Source organism: Haladaptatus sp. (assembly GCF_049589095.1).
Taxonomy (GTDB): Archaea; Halobacteriota; Halobacteria; order Halobacteriales; family Haladaptataceae; genus Haladaptatus.
This window is the reverse complement of the sequence record NZ_JBAWAC010000342.1, coordinates 1-2598: the sequence shown is the minus strand read 5'-3', so window position 1 is coordinate 2598 and position 2598 is coordinate 1. Positions and strand designations below refer to the sequence as shown.

General features: G+C 61.1%; 3 protein-coding genes. 1 reads left to right on the top strand and 2 read right to left on the bottom strand.

Going from position 1 to position 2598, the window contains the following annotated elements; genetic code table 11:
* On the bottom strand, window positions 1-356 hold a 356-nt coding region (locus tag WBV42_RS10935; protein WP_423986056.1), incomplete at its 3' end, for a polysaccharide deacetylase family protein.
* A 181-nt stretch (window positions 357-537) separates the two neighbouring features.
* Entirely contained in the window at window positions 538-1380 is an 843-nt protein-coding gene (locus tag WBV42_RS10930; protein ID WP_423986055.1) for an ion transporter, read from the bottom strand.
* Between the two features lie 268 nt (window positions 1381-1648).
* On the opposite strand from WBV42_RS10930, the gene WBV42_RS10925 reads away from it, so the two are divergent.
* A partial coding sequence (locus WBV42_RS10925; protein WP_423986054.1) for an intradiol ring-cleavage dioxygenase occupies window positions 1649-2598 on the top strand: 950 nt, incomplete at its 3' end.

Below are 2598 nucleotides of genomic sequence, written 5' to 3'. Positions count from 1 at the left end.
TTCTCGCCCGTCAAGTCCCGAATCGTTTCGATGCCGCGCTCGAAGTCGGCGCGCTCGTCTTCTCTATCCGCGAACTTTGCGGGCGGCGTGTGGTGCCAGCCGTGATGCTGGACGTCGTGACCGCGGTCGTGTACCTCGCCGCAGATTTCGGGAAAGCTCTCGATGGTGTGCCCTGGCGTGAACCACGTCGCGGGCACGTCCAACCGGTCGAACAGGTCGAGGATACGCGGCGCGGCGACCGCAGCGCCGTACCGCCCACGCGAGAGTTTCACCGGGCTATCGGTCGCCCCGTGGCCGTGAATCCATCCCGAAACTGCGTCGAAGTCGAAGCACAAACAGACGGTTGCGTTGGGCATTGGGTACCCCGTCTCGTGGTGGGAGGTTAAGGGTTGGTTGGGTTGGTCGGATTGGTCGGATTGGTCGGATTGGTCGGATCGGTTGGGTTGGTTGGTGAATCGTTGGGATTGGGTCGAGGGGGAAGGTTCGGCGGAGAGCGGTGATCGGATGGTCGGTGCTGGATGCGGTTTCTCGGTCCCACTACTGCCGCGAATCGTACTCCTGATAGATGACGTGACCGCACGCTTTGCAGTGAGACGCGTCCCGGTCGTGGTAGGAGAGACCGCACTGGGGGCACGTGACGTTGACTTTTCCCCTGTGTGTCCATTCTCGAACGATCTTTCCCGCCTGCCACGGGACGAGGATGATCGCAGTGAGCACCCCGGCTACCGTCACCCATCGGCCCATCCAGGTGGTCGGGATTATGTCGCCGAACCCGACGGTCGTGAGGGTTACGACCGTGTAGTAGAACGCGTCACCGAAGTTGTTCACGGCGGGGTTCGTCCGGTACTCGACGCTGAAAAACAGGCCCGCGGAGACGAAGAAGATGACCAGCACCGTCAACAGGAGTTTCATGGTTCGAAGGGTGCCGACCGACACGGTGCCGAAGAAGAACTCGTCGTCCTCCGTAAATCGGTAGAACCGAAGCACCCGTACGACGCGAATAGCCCGGAGGAACCCGATGTTGACGATGACGACCGAGGCGGGCAGGAACAACACTGCCAGTGTCGGGAGTACCGACAGCAGATCGACCATCGTGTACGGGTTCGTGAACTCCGCGAGGCGGTCCCGAGCGCCGTACAGCCTGAGTACGTACTCGACCACGAACACGAACGCGATGCCGACCTCCAGTCGCCATAGCCACGCCTCCGCCGTCGCCGAAAGGGAGTAGGTTTGTGCGACGAAGACGCCGACGAACAGCAGATTCAGTACCAGTAGCCAGACGTCGATCGCCTTCCCGAGCGGCGTTCGGTGATCTACGAGGTAAAACTGCACCCGATCACGAAAATCGGATGATGCTCGTGTCGATTCGCGACTGCCCATACGATGCAATAAAGACCCGGTGGTAAAAGAATAGCACCGGCTATCTCGGTTTCTGGAGGCAAGTGGGGTACGTCGTGTGTAACGGTTGTGATGTCTCGTAACAGCGAGGGATGATTCATTGCGGATTGATAGGACGAATCGAGTACAGGTCGCGGACGCCGTTCCATCCCGTGGTGTCCCCGTTGTGGGACGAATTTGTGCCTGACTTCCGGGTCGTTTTCGCGTGATTTCGGCAAATTCCCTTATGGGAATCCGACAACGTCGAGATATGGACAACGACGATGAACCGGTCGGTCGGTTACTCACTCGTAGACAGGCCATCGCACTCGGCGGTGCCCCCGCGCTGGCGTTTCTCGCCGGCTGTTCGACGTCGAGCGATTCGAACGGGGATACGGAAACGAACAGTTCGTCCGGGACGGTGACCGCCACCCCAATGTCGACGACGGATTCGGACTACCCGGCGACGGGTACCATGACGAGCACTACCGTCACGACTGACGACGGAACGACCGCGTGCGTCGCCATGACGGAACTCACTGAGGGACCGTACTACGTCGACGAGAACCTCCGTCGCTCCGACATCCGGTCGGACACCGGAACTGGCAACCAGCAGGAGGGAATCCGCCTCGACCTCGACTTCACGGTGCACGACCTGTCGGACGACACCTGTGAGCCGCTCGAAAACGCCATCGTCGACGTCTGGCACGCAAACGTCGACGGGGTGTACTCCGACGTCCAAGCGCAGGGAACGGTGGGCAAGGACTTCCTCCGCGGGATTCAGAGCACGGACGAGAACGGCGGAGCGTCGTTCACGACCATCTACCCCGGTTGGTATCCGGGGCGGGCGGTTCACATCCACTTCAAGATTCGCTCGTCTGAGGACGCGACCGACGCCTACGAGTTCACCTCGCAGTTGTTCTTCGACGACGACCTCACCGACACGGTGTACGCGAAAGAGCCGTACTCGGAACGCGACGAGCGCGATACGCGCAATGCCGACGACAACATCTTCCAGCAGGGAAGCGCTTCACAACTCCTGCTCGACGTCACGAAGACCGATTCGGGATACTCCGGAACGCTCGACGTCGCGCTGTACAAGGACGAGGAGGTGAACGAGGACGACTCGGCATCCGGTTCACAGGGAGGGCGCACTGCACCCAACGGTTCCGCTCCACCGAACGGGTCGGCCCCGCCCAACGGGTCGGCACCGCCGAACGG